The sequence below is a fragment of the Kordia sp. genome, assembly GCF_965224175.1.
Taxonomy (GTDB): domain Bacteria; phylum Bacteroidota; class Bacteroidia; order Flavobacteriales; family Flavobacteriaceae; genus Kordia.
Window position 1 is genome coordinate 4,439,185 of sequence record NZ_OZ245041.1, and the last position, 24,862, is coordinate 4,464,046.

Annotated in this window: 20 protein-coding genes; 2 read left to right on the plus strand and 18 right to left on the minus strand. The window is 34.3% G+C overall.

Annotation, left to right across the window (positions count from 1 at the left end):
* Positions 1–123: 123 nt before the first annotated feature.
* The 17 genes from ACOQOS_RS19200 to ACOQOS_RS19280 all read right to left on the minus strand — a co-directional run bounded on the left by ACOQOS_RS19200 (position 124) and on the right by ACOQOS_RS19280 (position 18,761).
* Positions 124–654, minus strand: a complete 531-nt coding sequence (locus tag ACOQOS_RS19200) for a LacI family DNA-binding transcriptional regulator (protein WP_420572094.1) — start codon at positions 652–654, stop codon at positions 124–126.
* Positions 651–1,319, minus strand: coding sequence for a bifunctional 4-hydroxy-2-oxoglutarate aldolase/2-dehydro-3-deoxy-phosphogluconate aldolase (locus tag ACOQOS_RS19205; RefSeq protein ID WP_420572095.1), 669 nt, complete (start codon positions 1,317–1,319; stop codon positions 651–653). The genes ACOQOS_RS19200 and ACOQOS_RS19205 overlap by 4 nt, the downstream gene beginning before the upstream one ends.
* Position 1,320: 1 nt before the next feature.
* Complete coding sequence (locus ACOQOS_RS19210) at positions 1,321–2,343, minus strand: PfkB family carbohydrate kinase (protein WP_420572096.1); 1,023 nt, start codon at positions 2,341–2,343, stop codon at positions 1,321–1,323.
* 167 nt (positions 2,344–2,510) lie between these two features.
* A complete protein-coding gene (locus tag ACOQOS_RS19215) occupies positions 2,511–3,275 on the minus strand; it encodes an SDR family NAD(P)-dependent oxidoreductase (RefSeq protein ID WP_420572097.1) in 765 nt (254 codons plus the stop codon).
* Positions 3,276–3,298: 23 nt separating this feature from the next.
* Positions 3,299–4,570 carry an MFS transporter gene (locus ACOQOS_RS19220; protein WP_420572098.1) on the minus strand — a complete coding sequence of 424 codons (1,272 nt, stop codon included), beginning with the start codon at positions 4,568–4,570 and terminating at the stop codon, positions 3,299–3,301.
* A gap of 195 nt (positions 4,571–4,765) precedes the next feature.
* Positions 4,766–5,467 carry a FadR/GntR family transcriptional regulator gene (locus ACOQOS_RS19225; RefSeq protein WP_420572099.1) on the minus strand — a complete coding sequence of 234 codons (702 nt, stop codon included), beginning with the start codon at positions 5,465–5,467 and terminating at the stop codon, positions 4,766–4,768.
* 166 nt (positions 5,468–5,633) lie between these two features.
* Positions 5,634–6,539, minus strand: a complete 906-nt coding sequence (locus ACOQOS_RS19230; protein WP_420572100.1) for a polysaccharide lyase family 7 protein — start codon at positions 6,537–6,539, stop codon at positions 5,634–5,636.
* A gap of 7 nt (positions 6,540–6,546) precedes the next feature.
* A complete protein-coding gene (locus ACOQOS_RS19235) occupies positions 6,547–7,401 on the minus strand; it encodes a PKD domain-containing protein (RefSeq protein WP_420572101.1) in 855 nt (284 codons plus the stop codon).
* A gap of 17 nt (positions 7,402–7,418) precedes the next feature.
* Entirely contained in the window at positions 7,419–8,840 is a 1,422-nt protein-coding gene (locus ACOQOS_RS19240) for a RagB/SusD family nutrient uptake outer membrane protein (protein WP_420572102.1), read from the minus strand.
* Between the two features lie 27 nt (positions 8,841–8,867).
* Positions 8,868–11,930: a SusC/RagA family TonB-linked outer membrane protein gene (locus ACOQOS_RS19245; RefSeq protein WP_420572103.1), complete on the minus strand. Its 3,063-nt coding sequence runs from the start codon at positions 11,928–11,930 to the stop codon at positions 8,868–8,870.
* A gap of 385 nt (positions 11,931–12,315) precedes the next feature.
* Positions 12,316–12,663: a cupin domain-containing protein gene (locus ACOQOS_RS19250; protein ID WP_420572104.1), complete on the minus strand. Its 348-nt coding sequence runs from the start codon at positions 12,661–12,663 to the stop codon at positions 12,316–12,318.
* A 20-nt stretch (positions 12,664–12,683) separates the two neighbouring features.
* Complete coding sequence (locus tag ACOQOS_RS19255; protein WP_420572105.1) at positions 12,684–14,744, minus strand: polysaccharide lyase family 7 protein; 2,061 nt, start codon at positions 14,742–14,744, stop codon at positions 12,684–12,686.
* A gap of 55 nt (positions 14,745–14,799) precedes the next feature.
* Positions 14,800–16,629, minus strand: a complete 1,830-nt coding sequence (locus ACOQOS_RS19260; protein ID WP_420572106.1) for a T9SS type A sorting domain-containing protein — start codon at positions 16,627–16,629, stop codon at positions 14,800–14,802.
* A gap of 10 nt (positions 16,630–16,639) precedes the next feature.
* The gene (locus tag ACOQOS_RS19265) at positions 16,640–17,500 is read right to left on the minus strand and encodes a polysaccharide lyase family 7 protein (RefSeq protein ID WP_420572107.1); all 861 of its coding nucleotides are present in this window, start codon (positions 17,498–17,500) and stop codon (positions 16,640–16,642) included.
* Positions 17,501–17,786: 286 nt separating this feature from the next.
* Positions 17,787–18,143 carry a lipocalin family protein gene (locus ACOQOS_RS19270; RefSeq protein ID WP_420572108.1) on the minus strand — a complete coding sequence of 119 codons (357 nt, stop codon included), beginning with the start codon at positions 18,141–18,143 and terminating at the stop codon, positions 17,787–17,789.
* 171 nt (positions 18,144–18,314) lie between these two features.
* Complete coding sequence (locus ACOQOS_RS19275) at positions 18,315–18,554, minus strand: hypothetical protein (protein ID WP_420572109.1); 240 nt, start codon at positions 18,552–18,554, stop codon at positions 18,315–18,317.
* Between the two features lie 30 nt (positions 18,555–18,584).
* On the minus strand, positions 18,585–18,761 hold the full coding sequence (locus ACOQOS_RS19280) for a hypothetical protein (protein WP_420572110.1): 177 nt from the start codon (positions 18,759–18,761) through the stop codon (positions 18,585–18,587).
* Between the two features lie 176 nt (positions 18,762–18,937).
* On the opposite strand from ACOQOS_RS19280, the gene ACOQOS_RS19285 reads away from it, so the two are divergent.
* Together ACOQOS_RS19285 and ACOQOS_RS19290 are read left to right on the plus strand one after the other, a co-directional pair.
* The gene (locus ACOQOS_RS19285; protein WP_420572111.1) at positions 18,938–20,686 is read left to right on the plus strand and encodes a helix-turn-helix domain-containing protein; all 1,749 of its coding nucleotides are present in this window, start codon (positions 18,938–18,940) and stop codon (positions 20,684–20,686) included.
* Positions 20,687–20,845: 159 nt separating this feature from the next.
* Positions 20,846–20,977 (plus strand): hypothetical protein, encoded by a 132-nt coding sequence (locus tag ACOQOS_RS19290; protein WP_420572112.1) that lies wholly within the window; start codon positions 20,846–20,848, stop codon positions 20,975–20,977.
* Between the two features lie 123 nt (positions 20,978–21,100).
* Here ACOQOS_RS19290 and ACOQOS_RS19295 read toward each other — a convergent pair whose 3' ends face one another.
* Positions 21,101–24,715: a Dyp-type peroxidase gene (locus ACOQOS_RS19295; protein WP_420572113.1), complete on the minus strand. Its 3,615-nt coding sequence runs from the start codon at positions 24,713–24,715 to the stop codon at positions 21,101–21,103.
* Positions 24,716–24,862 lie beyond the last annotated feature (147 nt).

Sequence of the window (24,862 nt, forward strand, 5' to 3'; positions counted from 1 at the left end):
ATTCCGTGAATTGTCACTTGTAGTGTAGTGTTTTTAGGAAGTTTTTTCTTTTTTTAAGCTATATGAAAACAAGAGTATTAACTCAAAAAAAGAAAGTTTACTTTTTTTAAGTTGATTTTGTATTTAATAAACAGACGTTATTAATTTAGAAAAACTTGTAATGCACATATGCTTCAATTGTTTTTCTTGAAGATTTTCGGATAGTTGAATATACTCTACGGGAAGTTTATTATATTTTTCTACTGATGAAGAATTTAAGTTGTTTTTTGATACCAAAATAGCACCATCAACACTTCCATCATGGATACTTTTTAAACATTCTTTTTCACGTTTTGTTTCTTCAAAAGATTGAAACAATAAAATTCGATATCCGTATTTAGAAGCTACTTTTTCGATGTTGTATAAAAAGCAACTGTAGAACGTAGTATTTATTTGTGGGATAATAATTGCAATCGCTTTTGTTTGTTTTTTACGTAAAGCCACAGCATAATTATTAGGAACGTAATTGTGCTTTGAGGCAATTTTCTGGATTGTTTTTCTTGTAGTAGGACTGATGTCAAACTTATTATTCAGTGCTTTGGAAACCGTAGAAATTGAAAATCCTGAAAGTTGTGATAATTCTTTAAGTGTTATGGTAGCTCCAGCAACATTCATGATCGTACTTTTTTTATAATTTCAAGCGCTTCTTGTGTTGAGGTTTTTATTTTTTCTAGATCAAACTCACCATTTTCTTTTTTATGAATCAACTTTGAACCCATTCCAACGCAAGTGACACCAGCTGTAAACCATGTTAATAAATTTTCAAGAGTAGGAGAGACGCCGCCTGTTGGCATAATATTGGTCCAAGGTTGTGGTGCTTTGATGGCTTTTACAAATTCAGGTCCGTAGATGCTTCCTGGAAATAATTTTACGATTTCACAACCTAGTTCTTCGGCTTTTGCAATTTCGGTCAACGAACCACATCCAGGCGACCACAATACTTTTCTTCGATTACATACTGTTGCAATATCTTCACGTAATACTGGTGTTACAATAAAATTTGCGCCAAGCGACATATATAAAGACGCAGAAGCAGCATCTGTCACTGAACCAACTCCCAAAATCATTTCTGGCAATTCTTGACGAATATATTTGTTTAAATCTCCAAAAATTTCATGTGCAAAATCACCGCGAGCTGTAAATTCTAACAAACGTGCGCCACCATCGTAACAAGCTTTTACCACTTGCTTGGCTATTTCTATATCATGATGATAAAATAAAGGAACTAATCCTGTATTTGTCATGGTTTGTGCGACTTCTATACGTGTAAATGTTGCCATTTTATCTAGATACTTTTCCGTTACTGTTTCCTGCTAAAAAATTGTTGATGTCTTTGGTTGACACCAGATTGTAATCACCGTAAATGGTATGTTTTAAACAACAAGATGCTACCGCAATATTAATAGCCTTTTGCTTGTCGTTTTCGTGTTCTATCAATCCATAAATTAATCCTCCCATAAAGGCATCACCACTTCCAACACGATCTACTACAGGTGTTACTTCTTTAATATCAGCATCATAAATATTTTTTTTATCATATAACATACCGCCAATACGTTGATGCGAAGCACTTACCGAATAACGAAGTGTAGTTGCCATCGTTTGTAAATTTGGACAGAGATCAAACACTGTATCATACAATTTTGGCAATGATTTTACATTTTGATAGTTTGGATTTACTTTATTTTCACCCAACATAAAATATGCGGTATCTATATCGCCTAAAATGATATTACTATATTGAAGCATTTCAGGCATGATTTCATGTGGTTCTTTCCCGTATTTCCAGAGTTTTGCACGATAATTTAAATCGGATGAAATCGTAATTCCGAGCTCATGTGCTGCTTTGATTGCTTCCAAACATTCGTCTGCAGCGCCTTGTGAAATGGCTGGTGTAATTCCGCTCCAGTGAAACCAAGAAACATCTTTTAGAATTTCTTTCCAGTTGAAGGTTCCTTTTGTCAAATTTGCCATAGCGCTATTCGCTCTGTCATACACAACGTTACTGGATCGTGTGCCAGCCCCAGTTTCTAAAAAATAGATTCCGAGTCGGTCTTTACTAAATAGAATATGATTTGTACCCACATTTCGCTTGCGCATTTCCATTAAGGCACACGTTCCAATTTCATTGTTAGGTAATCGTGTTACAAACTCACTAGCAATTCCGAAGTTTGCTAATGAGACTGCAACATTGAATTCGCCACCACCATACATTGCATTAAATGATTTTGACTGTGAGAATCGTAAAAATCGCTCTGTGGACAGTCGCAACATGATTTCACCAAATGTGACTACTTTTTTCATTCTTTACTTACTCGATACTCGAGATTTAAATGCTCCGACGTTTGCGTCGAAATGTTTTTAATTGTTTCCGTTCAATGCTTCATGGACTTGTCCTGAAGTAATTGACTCATTTACAGCATACATTTTATGCAGATGTAGTTTTAGGTTTAGATTTTTAAAAATACGATTTATATTCCTAAAGCTTGTCCACCACCAATTTGAATGGTTTCTGCAGTGATAAACGCTGCATCAGCACTCGCTAAGAATGATATTACAGAAGCAACATCTTCAGGCTGACCTAATCTACCTAATAAGATATTGTTTGCCCAAGAAGCGAATACTTCTGGCTTCGTAGATTTGATTTGCGCATGAAATGGTGTGTCAATTGTACCTGGAGATACTGCATTTACACGAATGCCATATTCAGCTAAATCTTTTGCTAAAGCTCTTGTGATAGAATGTACTCCAGCTTTGGAAGTTCCATAAATTCCTGCGCCAGGTCCGCCAGCTGTCCATCCAGCATTTGAGGTAAAGTTGATAATAGTTGCATGTTCACCTTTTTTTAAGAACGGTATTGCGGCTCTTGAAGCATAGAATACAGAATCAAGATTTAGTGCCATGACAAAGCGATAGAATTCAGTTGTCATCTCTTCAAATCGAGATCTTCCGCCTAATCCACCAGCATTGTTTACTAGCACATCTATTTTACCATATTTTTCACCGATTTTAGTAATGTTTGCTGTTACTTGATCTTCTTTTGTAACATCAAAACCATAATATTCGGCTGTAATTCCTGCGTCTGTTAGTTTTTTTAGCTTTTCAGCTCCGCTAGCATCATCAATTCCATTTAAAATAACGGTATATCCGTCGTTTCCTAATCTTTTTGCTACTTCGAAACCAATACCACCAGTAGCTCCCGTGATGATTGCTACTTTTCCATTTAATTTGCTCATAATGATATGATTAGTTTTGTTATTTATTTTATGTTGTTTTCTATAGGTTTTATTTCTTTAATCAATAGGTAGATAGACAATACAGCTAGTGGAGCTAATATTGCCAGAATAATGAATGCAGGTGTGTACGATTCTTTAGTAATGATAGGAATCAACCAGTTCATAATAATTACAGAAACGGCTCCAATACTTCCACCTAAACCAGCAAGAGTTCCTACTGATTTTCCGTTGAGTAAGTCACTCGGAATTGTTTGGATATTACTAATTGAAAATTGAAATCCAAATAATACTACAAATACAAAAGAGACAAACTTTTCTGGAGTATCAGCAAAGAGTATTGCGCCAATAATTGCAATGAAAATGATGATACCACCAATAGCAATTACTTTTTTTCTTGCTTTATCGAGACTGTTTTTATTCATTAATTGTTTTACATACCATCCGCCAGCTAGACTTCCTATCATAGCTCCTACATATGGAAACCATGCGTACAGCCCTATTTCTTTGACATTGAATCCAAATTCATCAAAGAGATAAATTGGCATCCAAAAGACAAATAACCACCAGATTGGTTCTATAAAGAATCGAGATGCAATAACGCCCCAAGATTCTTTTTTTGAGAGTATTTCTAAAACGCTCAGACTTTTATCGTCTTCTATATTTTTTCTGCTTTCTAATCGTCCAGACTCTATATGTTCTTTTTCTTCTTCTGTAATCCATGGATGATTTTTTGGCTGTGTTTTATTGAAGATTAACCATGGAATAATCCACAAGAAACCTAGCACACCAATAATAATAAAAGTGATACGCCAACCATATACTCCAAATAATTCTGAGACTGTTGGTGCAGCAACAATAGAACCGATAGCAGCTCCAGAATTAAAAATTCCTTGTGCTAAACCACGTTCTTTGATAGGAAACCATTCGGCATTATTTTTTACTGCTCCTGGCCAATTTCCAGCTTCGGCAACACCGAGTAAACCTCTAAAGATTCCTAGTGAAGCAGCTCCTTTGGCAAAGAAATGTAATACAGATGCTAACGACCAGAAAAAGATTGATAAGACAAAACCAATTTTTGTTCCTACTTTGTCATATACTTTACCTGAGATAAACTTACCAGCAGCGTATGTAATGGTAAAGATGTTTATGATCCAAGAGTAATCTTGTTTGGTGAGTCCTAAATCTTTACTCATTTCTGGCCACATTATTCCTAATGCAGACCTATCGATATAATTAATAATGGTAGCAAGGCATACCAAGCCTATAATCCACCATCTAAGACCTTTGATTTTCATAATTTTTTGCTTCTACCACACAACCTTTGTGATTACAAATGATTGTATGTTGATTGTTTGAGCAACTTTGCTCTGTATTGTAAGTGTAATTGTATTGTGAAGAAAAGTGTGTTACGTTTCTATCTATAAAATTACGTTCCCTCCATATTTTATGTCAATTTTGAATTCGTGCATTTTCAAGATTGACTGTGTTTTTTATATGTTATAACAATACTGATATAACATTTTAAAGTGTTCTTTCATTTTTTGTTTAGCCAATTGTGGTTGTTGATTTTTAATGGCTTCATATATTTCTGTGTGCTCTTGGATTCCTTTTTGTGCTTGATCTCCGTCGCAAACATGATATTTTTCAAAATTTGTGATAATTTCTGGTGTAATAATTAACATGAATGTATTCATGGTACTGTTTCCACATGCTTTAGCAATAGCAAGATGAAATAGTAAATCTTCTTGTACAGCATCTTCACCATTAAGTACTTTTTCAGTGTATGCGTCAAGAGCTTCTTTCATTTTAAGAAGATCATTATCTGTTCTTCGTAATGCAGCTAAACGTGCTGTTTTTAATTCTAATAAAATCCTTGTTTCTACTAACGATTTAAAATCTGGTTCTTCTAAGCGTAAGATATCTTCTATCATACCGTTCATTGCAGTAACTCCAATATTTGCGACAAACGTTCCACTTTGCGGAATTGATTTTAGTAAACCATAAAACTCTAGTTTTTGAATTGCTTCTCTGACATTACTACGTGTGACTTCAAACTTCTCAGATAACATGCGTTCCGATGGAAGCTTGTCACCTGGCTCTAAGTTTTTTAAATTGATTAGATCTCTTATTTTGGAAATAATCGTTTTTTGGACGTCGAGTGTTTCTGTTTTTGTAACTATGTCTAATTTCATACGTTAGCGACTGTAATTGGTTAACCAGATTTGCATGTTTAAATTTAAAAAATAATAAGGAATAAACGTTAACATTTTTAAAAACTTTACTTGAATCTTACTGATCTGAAACAGACCAGTAAAACTCAATAAAAAGCTTCTATTCAAATGTAAATTAACTTCATTATTAATGTGTTACTTCTAAAGTGTAATATCGAACTTTAGCAAATGAACCTTCATCACGTGACTGAAAGTAGTTTCCTGCTTTGAAATAGTTTTCAAAGATTCCCCATTTTTTCATGTGAATATTTTCATAAGTTTTGAACTCGTTATTGTTTAGAACTATTGTCATTTTTCCTTCACTGACTCTTACTTCGAGTCTAAACTTTTTAAAGCCTACTTTTTCTTTGAATGTGAATCCTTTATCATTATCCCAAGCATCTTCATGTAACATTTCGGTTTCGGTAGCATTCAAGTTTTTTAAGACTTTGGTTTTGACGCGTATTTTACCGTCTTTCCAGTATATTTTTAAAATTGGTGGAGCATTGTTGTCTTTTTGACCAATTAAATCACGTTGTTCGTTAGTTAAACGACCATGAATTTGCATGATGATTACTTTGTGATATTTACCTTTTGTATCACGTGAAACCTCATCAATTGCAAGTTTTCCTTTCATGATTCCACCTTGTTTAAAGGTCCAGTTGACATTGTTATTGCCAGGTTCCATTTGTTCTCGCAATTCCGAACGTGAATATTTCGTATTTGCGGTTGTGGCTTTACTAGGATATGCGTAGAAGACTAAAGCACCACGTACAGAATCATTGTACATGTATGGTATGAGATCTTCATTGGTTGCATAATCTAATATTTCTGGCGGTGACACTTCCTGCGGTTTTTTTCCATTTCCCGCAGGTGTTGTCACTTTCCAATGCGATAAATCAATTTTTGGTAGCTTATATTTCTTTTTACGTTTTCTCTTCTTGCGTTTCTTTTCAACTTTTGATTTTGTTGTAATAGCTTGCTCGCTTGTTTGACAATTGCCATAACAAACTCCTAAAAAGAAAAGTACCAATATGATTTTTAATCGTTTCAAAATGCTATTAGTTTGTTTCGATTGTAAAATTGTCTAATCGTGCTTCTACACCTTGATTAGATACATATATAGAGATTGTTTCGTTTGCTGCTGTATTGAATGGCAATGAAGCCATTACATATGTAGAAGGACTTGATTGATCGGTTCCTTCAAAAGAAGCAATGGTAGTGGCTGCAGATGCATCTGTAATTCCGCCACCAGCTAATACTGATATGGTAATTGATCCAGGATTATTGTCTTTTAGCGTATAGAAAAACTTAAGTGTATAATCTGAATTTGGTGATACAGTCAATTCTTGATATGCAATTCGATCTCCAGCAGATGGAAATTTTGCTGCTTGATCTCCATTTTGCACAGGACTAGAAGTAATTTGAATTACGCCTCCTAAGTCTGAGTTTCTCCATGAATCTCTTCCATCACCTGTACCATCTGGTAAACTATTATCTTCAAAACTTGCTTCTAAGATATCTGGAAGCAGTGCCATTGGCGCTTCTGGTTCAATAACTTCTATAGTTTGTGAAAACGTACTTGTAACACCTAAAGCATCAGAAGCTGTTAAGGTAACTGTATATGTTCCTTCTCCTGGATAGGTATTTGCACCATCTACTTCTATGGAAGTATTTCCATCTCCAAAGTCCCACATATACGTTGTAGCACTTGTAGATAAATTGGCAAAAGTATAGTCTTTCCATTCTTCATTCAAGCCTTGTCCTTGTGTAGCTGTAAAGCTCGCTAATGGTGGCGTTTCATCTGCTATTGAGTTTTCTCCTAGCGGTTCAAATTTATCGATGTCACATGATTGATATATAAGACTTCCAAAAAGCAAGACTGCAATACCAATGGTTTTTATTGTTTTTTTCATAATGTATCTTTTTAATTTTAGTAGCCTGGATTTTGCGTCATTAAACCGTTGCTAAGATTTATTTCACGCTGTGGAATTGGTAATAATAAATCTGTAGCAGTAAAACCGTAATTGTTAGCAGTAGAGAAGTCAGATAATACATTTTGTGCTTCTCCGAAACGTAATAAATCAAATAAACGTTGGTTTTCAAATGCTAATTCTGCACGTCTTTCATCTAGTAATTCTTGCTTTGTTACAGAAGTTACAGCATCTGTTATACCAGCTCTGTTTCGTACCATTTGGAAAGAACCTAAAGCAGCAGTATTTGTAGTCATTTGATTTCCTGCTAATATTGCTTCTGTATGCATTAATAGTACATCGGCATACCTTAATACGACCCAGTCGTTACCAGAAAGTGTTGCATCTGTTGTAAATACATTTCCGTTAGCTCCACCATCTTCACCATTTGGTAAGTATTTTACAACTTGTCTTTGTGTAGGTTGTAATGGATCAATACGGTATGAGAATTGAGTTCTGTCTCCTCCATTAGCATCTAAAAATGCGGCAGCATCTTGTGTTACATAGTTTACACCAACAGTTCGTCCGACACCATTCATAAATTCTGCAGAGAAATCCTGACTATCAGCATCTATTCCTTGGTTGAATGCAATTACAAAAATAAGTTCGTTGTTTCCTTCACTGTAGAATATGTCATTGAAGTTATTTTCTAATGTGTAGCCGTAGCTCATTACATTTTCACATAATACTTGTGCTTCAAGATAGTTGCCTAGTGTTAAGTGTACTTTTGCTAGTAAAGCTTCCGCCGCAGCTTTTGAAGCTCTTGTATATTGACCATTACTTAAGTTCGCCGCAGCAGTTTCTAAATCACTTACTATTAAATTATAAATGGTAGCTGTAGCCACTCTTGTAAAGGCAATTTCATCTTCTTGTGGCGTAATTGTTCTGTCTATTAAAGGCACATCTCCAAAGAGGCGAACTAAGTTAAAGTAACTATAAGCTCTAGCAAATTTTGCTTCTCCTTCAAATATAGGAGACATTGTTTCTGAAGCATTTCCAAGATTTTCTAATACTAAGTTAGCTCTGAAAATAGTACTGTAACAACTTCTGTAGTAGTTTTCTACAATACCATTGTTTGGCGTTACAGCGTAGCTTTCAAATTCGGCAGCTTCACCTTCTTGACTTTTTGTTCTGGTGTTATCACTACGCATTTCTGTTACGTAGAATTCTTGTTGTATTCCACGATTGTCATTCAAACTCGTAGAATTTACACCTTGCATCGCATCGTAAATGGCAATAACACCAGTTTCAATTTGCTCATCGTTTAAAAAGTAACTTTCACTACTTATTGCAGCTTCTGGTACTGGCTCTAGTAGGTCTTTATGACATGACTGAAAACCTATCACCAACATCAAAAAAACTATATATCTTAATTGTTTCATAATTAAATGTTTTTATAAATAGTGTGTTTAAAATTGTAAGTTGACTCCTAATGATATTGTACTGAATACTGGTGAACCAGCTCGCTGATATCCATAGGTTGTGGCACTTGTATTATTGATTGATTCTGGGTTAAATCCTGTGTAATCACTTGCTGTGAAATATAATAGGTTTTGCCCTGTTGCGTATATTCTTAATGATGATGCACCAAACTTCTCCGTAAGATATGAAGGAAGATTGTATCCAACAGTTACGTTACGAAGTGCAATGTAACTTGCATCTTGAATGATAGCATCTGTAAAGATTTTTTGTTTAATAAACCCTTGATCTGGTGTTGTAGATGTGTTGAAATCTTGCGCACTGTTAAAGTGGTTGAATAAGTACTGATCTCCCATATTACGTATTTCGGCACCATGACTTCCTTGAAACATAAAGCTTAAGTCAAAATCTTTGTAGCTAAGATTATTTGAGATACTCCAAACTAAGTCTGGATATGGGTTTCCTAATATCGTTTTATCATCATCATCAATAAGTCCGTCACCATTTAAATCTTTTACATATACATCTTGTGCTTGTCCACCAGCTGGATGATATGGATCGTTGATAAATTCTAGAGGAATTTCACGATCTACTACCCAACCGTAGAAAGATGAGATAGGATTTCCTACTAAGTTGATCCATTCTGCGGCTCTTTTGCTATCTACATTTTGAATTTGCCCATTAGAATCTGCAAAGTCTAAAAGTTCATTTTTATTGTGAGATGCAACTACTGAAGTACTCCATCTGAAATCTTCTGTTGAGATGTTTCTTGATGAAAGTTCAAATTCAATTCCTGAATTTCTAACTTCTCCTAAGTTTTCTAGCGCAGCTGAGAATCCTGTTGAAGAAGGAACTGGATTGAAAAGTAAAAGTTGATCACTGGTTCTTGTATAATAATCTATAGATCCTGTAATAGCATTGTTAAAGAATCCGAAGTCAATCCCTGGATTAAATTCTATCAATCGTTCCCATTGTAATTCAGGGTTTGCAATGTTTAGAGCCACAAATGCAGCTTGCGAATTGTAATTGTCAGTTCCTAATAAAGAGATAGAAGGGTATAAGTCTGTTAAAGCATTTCCTGTAGAAATATCTTTATTTCCAGTAACTCCATAACTAGCTCTCAATTTTAAAGTACTTAAAAATTCACTTTCACTTAAGAAGTCTTCTTGAGAAACTACCCAACCTACAGAAGCAGAAGGGAAATCTCCATATTTATTGTCAACACCAAAAATTGAGCTACCGTCACGTCTGTAGCTTAACGAAGCTAAGTACTTGTCTTTGTAAGCATAATTTACTCTGGCAAATAATGAAGAGAATCCTTCTTCGTATTTGTATGAGTCTATTTGATTAAGAACTGTAGCAGCACTTAGTGTTTGTACTAAATCTGATGTATATCCAGATCCAAGTGCGCTGTCTCCTTGCCATTCCCATCTTTCAGCAGAAGCTCCTACAACGGCATTAAACTCGTGTCCTCCAAACGCTTTGTCAAACGTTAAGTATCCTTCAGATAAGGTATGAATTCTGTTTTCATTTGATTCAAAATAACTTGCTGCGGCTGCTCCGTTTCTGTTAGAACGAACACCTTGCCATCTATTTCTAAATGTATTTTGATAGTCACCACCAAGTGTTGCTCTAAATCTTAAGCCGTCGATGATTTTATATTCACCATAAAAAAGACCTGCGAGTTTAAATCTATAATCATTACGATCGCGCTCTAATACTTTTGCCGCTGGATTTGTGTTAGATGTATTACTAATGTCTTGTAAAACAGAACCATCTCCAAATAGATCGTAGTTGTCAAAATGTCTTTGGATTGCGTAATCACCAATTTGAACATCAGGGTATGTATTGAAATCTACAAATTGAATAGAGTTAGCATCATGATATAATGGCAACCAAGGCGTTTGTCTTAATATATCGTGTGTAGAACCGTCAAAACGTCTTCTGCGTGTGTACGATGGAGCGAAGTTGGCTCCTAATTTTATTTTTTTACCAATTTTGGTATCAATTTTTAATCTTGCGTTGTAACGCTTGTAATCATCAGTTAACAATACACCTTCATCATGATTGTATCCTAATGAAGCACTAAACTTCGTATTTTTGTTTCCTCCACGTGCATTGAAAGAGTGTGTAGTGATTGTTCCACCTTCAAAGATAACATCTTGCCAATCTCTATCAATACCTGTAGTTTGTGTTAGTAATTGCTTGTATGCAGTTCTGTTGGAAAGTGTTCCTGTTGCAGCCTGTTCAGCAGCTACGGTTTCTGCTACAGTAAAGTAATAATCGTCACTTTGTTTAGCTTCTTTAAATCCGAAAAAGCTATTGTAAGAGAATGAAGTTTTTCCTTCTTTACCTTGTTTTGTTGTAATTTGGATAACACCATTTGCACCACGTGAACCGTAAATTGCTGTTGAAGCTGCATCTTTAAGTACATCAAAAGTTTCTACTTCATTCATGTCTAAGTTTCCAAGAAAATCACTGTCTACTACTAATCCGTCAATTACAATTAAAGGAGCAGAGTCACCATTAAGAGAACCTACACCACGAATACGAAGCGTAGGATCTGAACCAGCTTCACCTTCTGTTGCTGCAACATTTAAACCAGCTACTTGTCCAACTAGTGCATCATCAAGTCTTGATACTGCAATTTTATCTAAGCCTTTATCTTCAACACTTAAAGTAGACATAGCTCCAGTTAGGTGTTTCTTTTTTCTTGTACCATATCCTACAACAACAACTTCATCTAATGCGTTCGCATCTTCTTCTAAAGTAATGTTTAGGGTTTTTTGAGCATCAATAATGATGGTCTGCGAAACATAGCCGACAAAAGAGAATTGCAGTACATCGCCTTTTTTGACCGTAATTTGATAATTACCATCAAAATCGGTCGCGGTACCGTTTGATGTTTTAACTACCTGAATATTTACACCAGGAATCGGTAAGTTGTCTGCTTTGGCAACTACTTTTCCTTTAAGAGTAAAGGATTCCTGCGCATACATTGAAATGCAGAAGAGTAGCATTACTATGCAGGTTAGCTTAGTTTTTAAATTCATAATTAGGTTTTTTTAATTAGTTAATATTCAACTAATCACTTAAAGCCTTATTTCTACTGCTAAAATTTTTGTATTTTTGCAATATGCATGTTACAATAAGTAATTATGTATAATCTTACTTCCCTCCAAAGAAGTAATATTCCAAAAAGGATAGGCGTGCACCTGTCCTTTTTTTGCGGTTAAAAAATTGGTTAACCAGATTGGTTTACCAAATATATGTAATTTTTTGAGATTTACAACGTTTTCGTAAATTTTATTAAAAAAGTGTTAATTTTTCTTGATTCAATTTACTTGATGGTCGAGACTTAAATGCTCTGATACTCGCGTAGAAATGTTTTTAATTGTTTCTGTTCAATGCTTTGTGAGCTTGCCTCAAAGTAGTTTATTATTCCATAAAATCTTCACGAATAGGACTGAATACATCTATGAGTATTCCTTCTTCGGTGCAAATGGCTCCGTGTAGTACGTGTGGTGGTATGTATACAGTATCTCCGCCTTTTACAACTCTGGTTTCTTCTCCTATTGAGAATTCGAAAGCTCCACTTTCAACATAGGTGACTTGACTGTGGTAGTGCTCGTGCTTATAGCCAATGCCGCCTTTGTCAAAATGTACTTTTACGAGCATGATTTTATCATCATATCCCATGATTTTTCTTTTTACACCTTCGCCGACAACTTCCCATTCAAGGTCTTTGTCTAAGATAAATTCTTTACTAGCTCCAAATGTTTTCATATTAGTATCTTTTATTATGTTTAGTTTATTTGTTTTGGTGGAGTTCCAGGACCTATTGTTGCTTCTCTAAACCATACTTCGGTGTAGCAGCCGTTTTCATATTGTTTGGCAATGTTACCTCCATAAGTTTCTGCTCCAGCACACCAAACCCTGTTTTTTTCTGGACTTTTGCCGTTGGTTTGATTGTAAGCTCCTTGTTTGAAGTAATTTAATTCTCCACTGTATGCTATTGGACGTTCTGTACCATCTTGTCCTATAGGTACAAATAGTTTTTTTACTTGAGTAGGTAGATCTGATTTGTTTACATATTCAGATTTGATTAGATTTTTTGTGAATGTTCTTGTTGGGTGACCTTCGCTTGTAAAAGTAAGATACATGATGCCTTTGTAGACATTTACTTCATAACTGAATTCTTCACCTAATTCTATTCCGTCTTTTGGTTCTGGAGGAAAGTCATCTTTATTGGCTCCAATAACAGACATGTCATTTCCCCAAACAGCGCTAGAATAATCCCATCTGCCTGAGTTATCATCTCCAGCCGTATTAATTTCATAGTTCCAGAATACAGATCCTTTTTTATGACCTGGAAATTTTTTGTAAAATATTTTTAATGGTTCGTTTTCGTGTCCTTCGCCACTGTGAATTTGTCCTACAACGGTTGCGTAAGATGCAGCAACTCTGGCATCTCCAGAAAGAGAGACTTGCATTACTTTACAAGTACCCGTAAGTTTTCCTCCTTCTTCTGGTGTCCATTCTCTTTTTTCATGTAATTCGGTTCTTGTATTGCTGGAATTCTTTGAAGTTACTCCTGAGTTAGGTGTTTTGTATACTACCCAACGCCTTGTACCATCAATGACCGTATAGAAAAAATCTTTATTTGCATAACCGATAAGATTGTTTTCTTTTGTTCCATCTCCCAACAAGATTTTAAACTTATCCATAAAAGGAATTACTTCGCTAGGATATACTGTTTTTTTGCTTAGACCATCATTTGCTTTGAAGTAGCCTGCGTTTGAAATAGCATCATCACTAATTTCAATATTTGCAGATTTAAACCAAACCTCTGCATAGTTTCCGTCTGCATATTGTTTGGTAATGTCTCCGCCATGAGTTTCAGCTCCCGAGCACCATACTTTGTTTACTTTAGGTTCTTTTCCGTTGGTTTGATTGTAACATCCTAATTTGAAGAAAAGACCTTCTTCTGAGTATGCATTTTCACGTTCTACTCCGTCTTGACCAATAGGAACAAATAATGTATTGACTTGTGCTGGCGTATCTGATTTTTTTGTGTATTCTGAAACAATCAAGTTTTTAGTAAATGTTTTGGTTTCATGTCCTTCGCTTGTAAATGTCAGGTGCATAATTCCATCTTTGACGATCACTTCATAGCTAAATTCTTCTCCTAATGCAATTCCATCTGTTGGTTCTGGTGGATAGGTATTTTTGTCAGTTCCGACTACCGAAAAATCATAACCCCAAATAGGATAGGAGTAGTCCCATCTTTTTGAATTGTCATCACCAGCGGTATTAATTTCATAATTCCAGAATACAGAGCCTTTTGTGTGTCCAGGAAACTTTTTATAAAATATTTTTAACGGTTCGTTTTCATGTCCGTCTGCGCTATGAATTTGACCAACCACCACAGAATATGTTGCTGCAACTCTTGCATCGCCTGTGGTAGCAACATTCATTACCTTAAGCGTAGCGTTCATTTTAGCTTCTGTCATAGGAGACCATTTTTTTAACTGTGCCAATTCAGTTCTCGTATTGTTGGAAGTACCATGTGTATTCCCTGCGTTTGGAGTTTTAAATACTACCCAATCTTCTTTATTATCGTTTGTAGTGTAAAAGAATTTTTTGTTTTCATAGTTAGTTGCTTTACCAGCATTAGAACCATCTCCCAAGATTAGATTCCAATGTTGAAAAAATGGGATTACGTCATTTGCATTCCGGTTTTCTGCTATGTTTTCAGTTTTGTCATCGTTTTTTTGTTTTTTACTATCACCACAACTATTACATAGTAAAATGGTGCTTATTAGTATAAGATGAATAGAAACTGATTTGAATATTTTAAAACTCATATGATATGTTTGGTAATGATTATAAGTGGTTGCGTGTTTAAAATGATAAGAAAAATTACACTTTCATTACTTTTTTAGTGACACTTTTATTATTTGTTGTTATCCTAACAATGTACATTCCGTTTTTTAAATTAGAGATATCAATAGTATTGTTTACATTATTTGAAGTTACTACCTTTTTACCAAACATATCGTACACATCGACAGAGGCTGAGTCAGTAGTATTTGTTTGGATATTTAAAATACCCGTACTCGGATTTGGATATATTTTAAAAGTTGAAGTAATGTTTTCTTCTACACTTAAGGTAGCATCAGAAATTATTAATTCATTTGAATAGTTGAAGGCTTTATCAACTGCATAAATCTTGTAATAATTGCCTGAAGTGTAGGTGTCTGTAAAACTTGTGTCTGTTCCAATATAAATTATGGTTCCAGTAAGTCCTCCAGTTCCGTTAGTGGTAGTATTGCCATATTCATAAATTCCATTTTGATTAGGATCATTGTCTGCATTTGGTTCTGTAGTATATTTAATAACAACATAACCTCCATTATCAACTCCGCCTGAAGGAGCTGTCCAGCCAATCGCAGCTGTTCCAGAGTTATTAGCATACGTTCCAGTAGTTGGATCATTAGGAGGCGTATCATCATAACCACCTGAATAGACAACAAAATCATCAATACGTACTGCATCTGTATAATTATTATCATTACCATCTAGTCTTGCAACTGCCCAGTTAGAAACATTAAAAGTTGCGCCAGTTGTAATGGTTCTGTATGTTTTTGTATATGTGTTTGCCGTAAATGCTGTAACATCTGTAGTATTGCCAGCTATTCCACTAGAAGTGTTATTTAAATAAATACCAGCGTCTAAATCATTTCCAGGATCAGTTGGAGCTGAGTAAAAATATTGAACTGTATATTCCGTATTTGGTTGAATTGTTGGATTTGTTGGTGATGGTGACTGCATGCGAACATTATTGGCTCCTGGTGTTACTGCCCATGCTGCAGAGAACGCGCCGGTTCTTGCTAATGACATATCATTTGTCATATCTCTTACTGAAGAATTACTCGTAGAAGATACTGTCCATTGAGTTTGTGCTGTACCAGATTGACCACTTCCCGCAGAACTCATGGTATTATCGGCTGTCTGTGTTTCCATGCCGCCATCCATTTCTGGAAATTCACCGATTACTTGTCCTGTAGTTGGTGCTGTAGTAGCTCCAGTGTAAAGAATTTGTGTATTTACACGTTGCGCTTTTCTACTTGTTAATGTAGTTGGTGCTGATGAAGATCCTGCTCTGTAGTTAAGAGATTGATGTGCCGTATTGCTCCAATACCAGTTTAATGAACCATTTCCAGAAAATAATAAATTTGGTTGTGTAGCGTCTGTTGGAACTAAATTAGAACAATCCCAATCTATAGCAATTTCCAAAGCTCCACCTGTATAATTAAAACCTGTTGCTAACACAAAATCCATAAATCCTTCAGTACCTGGGAAATTATTTGTAGTGTTAAACGTGTAAGTTCCTACTATAGTTGCTCCATTGATAACATCTGCCCAAGCACCATCTACAGCAATTACTTCTGTGGCATTTGAGTTTTTCATATAAATCGTCATTGTAGCATCTCCTGATGCAGTAATGATATTTGTAGAACCTAAATCGAAGTTTATTTGCGAAATGGTTGCAGAAGGTGATAAAGATGCTAATTCTGTTGCTGTGTATAGAATGCTAGCACGAGAAAATACTGAACTTGAACCACTGTCTGAACGTTGAAAAGGACCTCTAGTAGCAGAAGAAGATGTATCTGTGCCAAGAGTAAGTGTTGTTTGCGAATGTGCAAAACTCACAAGAAGTATTGCTATTAAAAGTAGTTTTGTTTTCATATTTTGAATTTTAATGCGTTAGATATAAATTGTAATATTTCACATAAGAAAATGCATTGGCATCTATTGTTGTTAGATAGTTTCCTGCTTTGAAATAGTTTTCAAATGGCCATTTATCCAAACTTACATCTTCGTATGTGTATGAAGACTCATTATTTAGCGTAACTATAATTTTTGCATCAGAAGCTTCAATAGAAAAATCGAAAGCATCGAAACCTACATAGCCAAGATTTTGTTTTATGTCGTACCAAGTATTGTTTGAAGTATCAAGTAAATCGTCGCCGCTAGTATTTTCATCTATTAGTGATTTTTTGTGCGACCAAACATAGCCGTCTTTCCAATAAATTTTTATGAGTGGCGGTCCATTGTTTGAAGAGAAATCATGTATTTCCATATCTTCTTCGGAGATGATTCCGTGAATTTGCATGACAATTACTTTGTGATATGTATCACTTGAATTGTTATTTTCTGAGATATCTACAACTTTTAAACGTCCACGCATGGTTCCACCTTCGGCTAATGTCCAGTTTTCTCTAGCGTTTGAAGTATTAATTAATTCGCGTAATTCTGTACGTGAATATGAACTATTTGCAGTAGATGATGCTGGAAACGTATAAAAAACGAGTGATTCATCTGTTGTATCATCATACATATACGGTTGTACAGGTGCTAAGTCTTGATAACCAAAATTGACCAATTCGTTAGGTTGATATTCGTCTGGTTTTCCGTTATTATTTTCATCTACGGGAAGTGTAACTTTCCAGTTAGAAAAGTTTATATCTGCATAGTTTACTGTTGGCGATTCTTCTGATGGAGTTTCAACAGCTGTTGGAGTAGGTCTGTCTAATTCATCATTACTTGAACAACTCATACAAAGTAAACAGTAGCTTAAAGCAATGAAAACTCTAGTTTTGGAAGAATGAAAATTTGTAAATTTTAGTTTCATTTTAAATTGGTTAACCAGATTGGTTTACCAAATATAGTCATATTTCTGAATGTTGCAAATTTTCAAGAAATAATGATGAAAAGAAATTAGTGGATAGGTTTAATTGAAATATTAGTATTCAATTATAAAAAAAGACCATATCAAAATTAGATATGGTCTTACTTCTTAATCATTAAGATTCGGTGTATTTATTGAGAGTAATATTTATTTACTACTTGTGTGTTAACGTTAATATTTCTTTTTCTCCAAATCTACTCATTACAAATTGTAGTGTATCTGTATCTAGTTTGCTGATTTCAACTCCAATTTCTAATTTTCCTTCAGGTGTAGAGTAGAGTAAACCATTAGCAATTCTGTAGACTCCAGTTTCTTCTTGTCCATCAATTTTAGAAGTATATGTTTTGTCTGCTTTAAAATTGAAATACACATTATTACTACATCGATCAGCTCCAGTAGATTCTGTGATCCACGTTGTACAATTCCATTCTCCAACAATTTTTTCATATTGCTCAGAATTATCACAAGACATCAACAAGAATGCAAAAATTAGTACGATTATTTTTTTCATAAGATTCTATTATTTTTTAGTTGGTACTTACAGTTAATGCTTATGTGTGTGGTATTTTTTATAAATGTTACATTAATACTTAAAGAATATGATTATGAATGTATTATATAAAAAAACCAGTGAACGTGCCACTGGTTTGATAGTATTGAAGAAATATGAATTACTCTCTTATTATCCCCAATTGTGACAAGTACGACAATGTTGAGGGTCACTTGCAGGATGTGCATTTGTATAGCAAAGATTAGAACCACAATTGTTAGTTCCACAATTATTGGTTCCACAGTTGTTAGTTCCGCAATTTGCAGTTTCACATAAAACAGGCGCAGTTACATAGCCTCCATGAATGCTTCCTAGGTTAGAAATATTTTTTTTACCTAATGATAATTTTGTAATTAACTTCTTTTTTTTCATAATATTAAAGTTTATTGTGTTTAATAAAAATTAGTTACACCCGTAATCATAATGAGTTGGAAGACAATTTCCCCAAGGGTTAGTAGGGAAGTATTGGCAATTTTGTAAAGGAACAGATTTCATTCCTCCAATTACTTCTTCCGATTTGTCAAATTTTGATATTGGCTTCTTGTTAAGACTTAAATTTTTGAGGTTCTTTTTTTTCATAATGTGATTATAGTTTTGAATTAATAATGTCCCAAAACAACGGCAAAATGATACTAGAAACAACTGTTGTAAGTCGTGTTTTCCTAAAATACGACTAGTTGTAAAATTCTAATCTCAAAAATATGGTAGCCCATTATGAACTCCCTATATTTAGAGTTTAATATTGATGTACGTTTATGTTTCGATTTTTTCTATGTTTATTTTTTCTTACTCAAATCCCGCAAGTCAAAGCACAAGAACTCACAATTCCTACATATGAAGATTTAAAAGGAATTAGTTTTGATAGTTTGCAGACATCTTTTAAATCGACACTTCATGCCAACCCTATATTAGGAAAAGCGTATGCAAATGCCTACTACACAAAAGCATTACAAAATAACGATTCTACTAAAGTTTGTCTTGGCGCGCATATGTTTGCACTAGCGTATAAGGTCTTGGGACAAAAGGATAATGCGTTGCATTTTATAGATCTAGCTTTGGAAGAAGCTGAAAAACTAAAAGATACACAACAGTATGCAAGTAGTTTGTATTTAAAAGGAAGTATCTATTATTCAGGAACATCTTATACAAAAGCAATTGAATGTTACACAAGAGTATATGATATTATAAAAAAAGATAATGATTCTATTAAGTTAGCGAAAATTGCACGTAGTATTTCTTTAATAAAAAATCAAATAGGGGAAACCGAACAGGCATTAGGATTAATAAAGAATAATCTTGGGTTTTATGAACGATTGAAGAAGGAAAGTGATCCACGTTTTAGAGTTTCCGATTATATAAACACTTTATTGAATATTAGTAATGCTTATGCTAATCTAGCAGAAGACCATCAAGGGTATAAAACTGCATATTTGGATTCGGCAACAGTTTTTTGTGAAAAGGGAATACGAGAAACCAGACTTTCTAATGATAATGAAGCTTATTGTATATTTCTTACTTTAGAAGGAATTATAAGTCAGAAAAACGAAGATTTTGATACATCTATAGTTCAACTTAATAAAGCTAAAAGAAAAATTATAGAGTTAAATTTGACTCATAAATTACCTACGTTATATTTTTATCAGGGGAAAAATTATTTTTTACAAAAGAAGATTGACACAGCAATTCCATATTTCCTTAAAGTTGATTCTATTTTAAAAAAGAATAATGCTAATTCTCTTTTTCTACAAGAAAATTATTTTTTATTAGCTCAATGTTTTGAACAGAAAAATGATGTGAATAAAGCGTTGCATTATATCAAGATTTTTCACAAAAAAGATGCTGAAAACGATGAAACAATTAAAAAATCATCACTAAGTATCTATCATAAATACGATATTCCTGCATTCACACATAAAATAGATCAGTTAGTAAAAGATACTGATATAGAGAAAGGTAGGTCGTTGTTGTTAAAGAAAATTAGTTTCTTTTTGCTAGGGATCATTATTTTAGGTCTTGTCTATTATTATATAGTGAGGCGAAATTATAAAAGACGATTTGAAGTTATTGTAAAAGAACTTAATGAAGCTAAGAAAAACAAGACTAAAGGATTGAAAGATTCTTTGCCAAAAAAATATACAATAAGCGATGAAAATATACGAAAAATACTAAATGGACTGGAGTTGTTTGAAGAGCAGAAAAAGTTTTTACAACCAAAATGTAGTATCAATTTTTTAGCAAAAGAAATAGACACAAATGCTACCTACTTATCAAAAACATTACAATCGCATAAACATAAAAAGTTTACTCAATATATTACAGATTTAAGAATTGATTACGCATTAGTTCAACTAAAAGAAAACTCAAAATTTAGAGCATATGACATTAAATCTATCGCATTAGAATTAGGGTTTAATACATCTGAGTCGTTTTCTAAAGCTTTTAAAAAGAAAACAGGAATTTATCCATCATTTTATATAAAGAAATTAAATTCAGTGGCTAAATAGCAGTCGTTTTTAACGTAAATACGACTATGTTTTTTCCTTTAAACTCAGATTCTATAGTATATTCACGATATTTGATAAACCCTTAAAGAATAAACTATGAGAAAGGAAATGAAAATAAAGTTTTCTAAATTTAAAATTGCAAAAGTTGGTAAGCTAACCATGAAAGGTGGAATAAATTCTAATGCATGTGCGACAAATGAAGAATGCTTTACTTTAAATAGCTGTCCTCCAGATACGATCATAGATTGTCCTCCTACAGTTGAAACTCGTACAGATGATTCTCTTATGTAATTAACTGTTTTAGTGAAAGTATTTGTGTGTTGGCTAGAGATAAGTATAGTCAATAATTAAAAAGATAAGTATAACAAAAGCGCAATAACTAATATTGCGCTTTTGTTTTTAGGTGTAGAATTACTATTTATTCTTTTTCTCTGGAATAAAAAATGGTCTTCTTTCATGCTGCTTTTGATGTTCTGGAAACATCGCTGCAAAATATTCTGTCCATCCACCCATTCGAACTCTTACTAGTTCAAAACGTTCTGGTTCATGTGAAGCCATTTGATATGTGTCTGGATCTGCCACAGTTACTGTGATGAGGTTTGAACCAACTTTTCCTTTTGAATATTCTGTGATGAATTTTACCATGTCTTTTAATGGAAAATCTTCTTTCACATTCAAATCTACAGGAGAAGCATTCGATATCTTGTGATAAATCTCTTTGCTATTCCAACTATTCATGGCTTTGTAAATTTCACGATATGTTCCAGGAATTGGTTGCGCCGAATCTTCATGTTGCGGAATGGCATCTAAATCTTGAGGTACAGGTGCTGGACTAAAGTCTGATGGATATGGCTGTCCATTTCTACGTCCATCTGCAGAAGCGCCACTACCAGCTCCATCACCTACATATCCTTCAAAAGTTCCTACACCTGGACATAAATGTAATTTCCACTTTCTGTTTGGAGTAGAGTAATTTTTCTCTAAACTCTCTAAGGTTTCTTTCAATGGACTTGGTGGATTATTTAATGTATTCATCGCCATATCACACATTTGACCAGATAACCAAGTTCCAATTTCATCTACTTCTGCATGTCCGTTTCCAAACTTAGGTAAATTCAGTGCTACTTGTCGCCATTGTTTGTATTGCTTAGCTGTTACATCAATTCTAGTTTGTCCTTCTAGTGTACTTTGTGAAGGTTCTTGCATATCATATCCCCAATCATTTTGTAAACAATCGAGCATTTCAGGAAGTGTACAAACAGCACTTTCATCGTATACCATTTTTTTAATAGCATATAGTGAATCTATTGTTGTTGCTAAGCCGACAAACATTGGTGCAATGGTATGATATTTTGCACCACCATTTGTTAAATCTCTTCCAGATTCTACACAACCTTCAATCATTGTAGAAAGCATTGGGCTTGGACATATTTTCCATAAGTTTCCATAATTGCTTAATGTACCATTAAAGAATTGTACTGTAAACCATTCTAAATGCTGTAAAAAGATATATTTAAACTCTTCAAAGGTTCCAATGTCTTTCGCATGCGGAGATCTCCAAGAAGTTTTCCACCCATTTAAATAGATTGGTCCAGCCATACTATATTTTGAACCTTGATTCATAGTACATTCAAAAGCATCAAAAGGTGTAATATTGCTAAAACAAAACTCTGTCTGACCAGCAATCATTGGCTCATAACAACCATCACAAGCAAAATCTCTAGCATCTTCAATTGGAAAACCTGTAAATTTATTGAGTCCTTTAATCATTCTGTCTTCTTGGAATAAAATTGGATGTGCTCCACCACTTAACAGCGCTTTTCCAGCTTCAGTTAGGAGTTCTTTGTCCATTCCTTTGTAAATTCTTAAAGACAAACAAGGTGCATTCAGTGGAAGTCTTCTAGAAGCTTTTAATGCCATCAACGTAATTGGATTGGCGCCAGGTTCTCCTTTTTTACCTTTGGTTGGTAAATATCCTCCAACTGTTACTTGTTGTACCCATTGATTGATTCCGCCACCTTGCGGGAAGTTTCCACCGATGTATGAAACAGCTGTTGTTCCATAACTTACATGATCGGTTGCATAATGTCGATTGTGCAATGCTTTTTCACCTAATTTAATCCAGAAGGCTTCAATGATTTCCTGAGCAGCTTCTTCAGTAATGACATCTTTTTCATAGAAGTCAATTAATAATTGATCCAAACGTCCAACAGCTACAGGATTTCCTGTCAAATGAAAACATGCATGCATCGTAAAAATAAGCTGTACAGCTTCAATGAAACTATCAGGTTTTTGAGTCATTAATTTTTTGGCTCTTGCGGCAATTTCTTTTAAGTTTTTGCGCTCAACAGGATTGTGTTTTTTGTCTTTCGACATGTGTGTCGCCATGTTTGCGTAATTGGCAAGCCAGCCTTGTACTCCTTCTAAAGCCAAACGAGAAGAAGTGTAGAATGTAAGTTGATCTCCTGTTGCATTTTTTTCATGAGTAGTTACTTCTTTTATCATTTCGCCCAAACCAATAGCTAACATTTTTTTATGGTTTGGCACCACATGTCCCATAGCAGATGATTCATCAAGCATTAGTGAAAAAGCATATTGTTTTTCGTCATCGCGTAAATAGGGCATTACTTCTTTTCCACGTCCTAACGAGAGTTCGGGCATGATTCCGAATAAAATATCCATCGGATCTATTCTAAATTGATCTGCTTGCCAAGCATACATTTTTGGAGTTTGCGGATAGTGTGGATTTGTATTTACGAAGCTTAAACTTTTTTTGATTGCCATTCCTTTTCGAATTGGAATTGCAGCTTGCATCACCCATTCTTCATTAGGTTCAAGGAAGTTTTTTAAATGTGGTACTTCAGGAATGTTTCGAACTTGGTACCAATGACTTCTCCACAAACTAAAAATATTTCCAATAAGATGTAAAATACGTTGCGATGGCGGATCTGGATATCTATCTGTTCCCATGACCGTGAGGTAATCATTAGAATTGTAGAACATCCAACCGTTTTTACTTCTAATTTTCCAGTGTGGATCTACATTGAAATCGCTTTTTTCTAAACCGCGATGCAAACCTAATTCCATGATATTTGGAAGGTAAAAATAGCCGCCTGCAATACCTTGAACATTATTTAATAAATGATCGGGAGCAGCGCCATGTCCGTGACCAGCCATACTTCGCATAATTTTTTCCATCGAGCCAGTTTCGTAGGCGTACGCTACAAAGAAAATTCCTTGTTCTCTTCCAGCTCCTGTGTCCGAGTGTCCAAAAGGAAGTGCTTGTCGTACTAATTTTATATTCTCACGCTGATTGTTGTACACTCTTGCACGTTGTATATGGCTTCGTTTGTCATCATCAGGAATAATAACACCTTCTGAATTACGTCCAATAACATCTGATTTTTGATCTGTATTTAATCGAGAAAAGAAATCCCATTTTACATTAAAACGTTGTGTAAATGCCCAACTACTTCCAGCATATGAAGTGTCTTCATTTCGTATAATTGAACCAACTACTTCTGCAGGATCAGAAGGACTTGTAATACCATCGTAAAAATGATGATCTAATATTTTTCTATCTTTTCGCATTCTTCCATGCGTTTCAGATACGTCTTTAATAAAAGGTTCTAGAAGATCAAATGTTATTTGTTTGAGTTTTTCACAGTTTTCAAACGCTTCTGATTTTAAATAAAAAAATACATCGCCTCTTGTATCTCTAAAGTAATCAGCTTCTTTTAAAATTGTATTTCGTTTTGGTCCTCCAGGCGGCGTTTTTCCGGTCCATTTTCGCCAAATTCTAGTTGAAAACCCGGCTACAATTCGAGACGTTACTTCCATTTCTTCTGCGATTTTTGTTAACTCTCGAACAGCAAACAGAATTTCTTCTCTGGCATTTTTTCCAACTTTATTTAACTCAATAGTTAAGAAAATTCCATTGGAAGGCATGTACATTAAACCAGGTTGGGCAAGATGATATATTTGTGAAATTCGATCATCTAAAACGGGTGATTTTTTTTGATTTTTCATGTGGTTGGTTATAAGTTACTTTATTTTTAGGTGATTAATTTTTGAGCGAAATGAGAGTTTTACTTTTTAAAATATAAGAAAATTCTAGCAATAATTGTTGTTGGAATAGGAAACAACTATATGATTTACTTTATTAGAAGCTTTATT

What these genes read in the sequence shown, in the direction of transcription:
- ACOQOS_RS19295 (WP_420572113.1), bottom strand. Translation starts at nt 24,715, where the DNA reads ATGAAAAATCAAAAAAAATCACCCGTTTTAGATGATCGAATTTCACAA.
- ACOQOS_RS19280 (WP_420572110.1), bottom strand. Translation starts at nt 18,761, where the DNA reads ATGAAAAAAAAGAACCTCAAAAATTTAAGTCTTAACAAGAAGCCAATA.
- ACOQOS_RS19235 (WP_420572101.1), bottom strand. Translation starts at nt 7,401, where the DNA reads ATGAAAAAAACAATAAAAACCATTGGTATTGCAGTCTTGCTTTTTGGA.
- ACOQOS_RS19200 (WP_420572094.1), bottom strand. Translation starts at nt 654, where the DNA reads ATGAATGTTGCTGGAGCTACCATAACACTTAAAGAATTATCACAACTT.
- ACOQOS_RS19270 (WP_420572108.1), bottom strand. Translation starts at nt 18,143, where the DNA reads ATGAAAAAAATAATCGTACTAATTTTTGCATTCTTGTTGATGTCTTGT.
- ACOQOS_RS19265 (WP_420572107.1), bottom strand. Translation starts at nt 17,500, where the DNA reads ATGAGTTGTTCAAGTAATGATGAATTAGACAGACCTACTCCAACAGCT.
- ACOQOS_RS19260 (WP_420572106.1), bottom strand. Translation starts at nt 16,629, where the DNA reads ATGAAAACAAAACTACTTTTAATAGCAATACTTCTTGTGAGTTTTGCA.
- ACOQOS_RS19285 (WP_420572111.1), top strand. Translation starts at nt 18,938, where the DNA reads ATGTTTCGATTTTTTCTATGTTTATTTTTTCTTACTCAAATCCCGCAA.
- ACOQOS_RS19220 (WP_420572098.1), bottom strand. Translation starts at nt 4,570, where the DNA reads ATGAAAATCAAAGGTCTTAGATGGTGGATTATAGGCTTGGTATGCCTT.
- ACOQOS_RS19240 (WP_420572102.1), bottom strand. Translation starts at nt 8,840, where the DNA reads ATGAAACAATTAAGATATATAGTTTTTTTGATGTTGGTGATAGGTTTT.
- ACOQOS_RS19290 (WP_420572112.1), top strand. Translation starts at nt 20,846, where the DNA reads ATGAAAGGTGGAATAAATTCTAATGCATGTGCGACAAATGAAGAATGC.
- ACOQOS_RS19215 (WP_420572097.1), bottom strand. Translation starts at nt 3,275, where the DNA reads ATGAGCAAATTAAATGGAAAAGTAGCAATCATCACGGGAGCTACTGGT.
- ACOQOS_RS19245 (WP_420572103.1), bottom strand. Translation starts at nt 11,930, where the DNA reads ATGAATTTAAAAACTAAGCTAACCTGCATAGTAATGCTACTCTTCTGC.
- ACOQOS_RS19275 (WP_420572109.1), bottom strand. Translation starts at nt 18,554, where the DNA reads ATGAAAAAAAAGAAGTTAATTACAAAATTATCATTAGGTAAAAAAAAT.
- ACOQOS_RS19255 (WP_420572105.1), bottom strand. Translation starts at nt 14,744, where the DNA reads ATGAGTTTTAAAATATTCAAATCAGTTTCTATTCATCTTATACTAATA.
- ACOQOS_RS19210 (WP_420572096.1), bottom strand. Translation starts at nt 2,343, where the DNA reads ATGAAAAAAGTAGTCACATTTGGTGAAATCATGTTGCGACTGTCCACA.
- ACOQOS_RS19225 (WP_420572099.1), bottom strand. Translation starts at nt 5,467, where the DNA reads ATGAAATTAGACATAGTTACAAAAACAGAAACACTCGACGTCCAAAAA.
- ACOQOS_RS19250 (WP_420572104.1), bottom strand. Translation starts at nt 12,663, where the DNA reads ATGAAAACATTTGGAGCTAGTAAAGAATTTATCTTAGACAAAGACCTT.
- ACOQOS_RS19205 (WP_420572095.1), bottom strand. Translation starts at nt 1,319, where the DNA reads ATGGCAACATTTACACGTATAGAAGTCGCACAAACCATGACAAATACA.